Below are 374 nucleotides of genomic sequence, written 5' to 3'. Positions count from 1 at the left end.
GCCTCGAGCACCAGCTGGCGCTGTTCAACCGCGAGATCAACAAGCGCCAGGTATCCAACCTGGAAAGCTTCCGCGTGGTGCTGGCGCCGAACAAGGAAGCGCTCAAGCATATCGACCAGATCATCCACAGTGCCGGCCAGTACGAGGAAGGCGAAACCCTGTCGGTATTCGACCTGACCCAGAGCGCCGAGCAGGACAACAAGAACGAAGAGGCCAAGGAGTACCTGGCGCGCCTGGTGGCGGCCAACCACAACCAACTGGGTTTGAAGGACCTGTTCGAGCTGGCGTTCGAGATCACCAAGGTCAACGGCCAGCCGGTCATCCATGCCGACATCGATGGTGCGGCGTCCAACGGCACCACCATGACCATCAAG

At 60.4% G+C, this 374-nt stretch carries 1 protein-coding gene; it reads left to right on the top strand.

Annotated elements, in window-relative coordinates; genetic code table 11:
• Positions 1 to 374: Mks condensin complex protein MksF (locus tag QWI17_RS16700; RefSeq protein WP_368045358.1), on the top strand; the 374-nt coding region annotated here is incomplete at both ends.

This window comes from Gilvimarinus gilvus (assembly GCF_030518155.1).
Lineage (GTDB): Bacteria > Pseudomonadota > Gammaproteobacteria > Pseudomonadales > Cellvibrionaceae > Gilvimarinus > Gilvimarinus gilvus.
The sequence above is the reverse complement of the archived record's forward strand: the minus strand, read 5'-3'. Positions and strand labels throughout refer to the sequence as shown.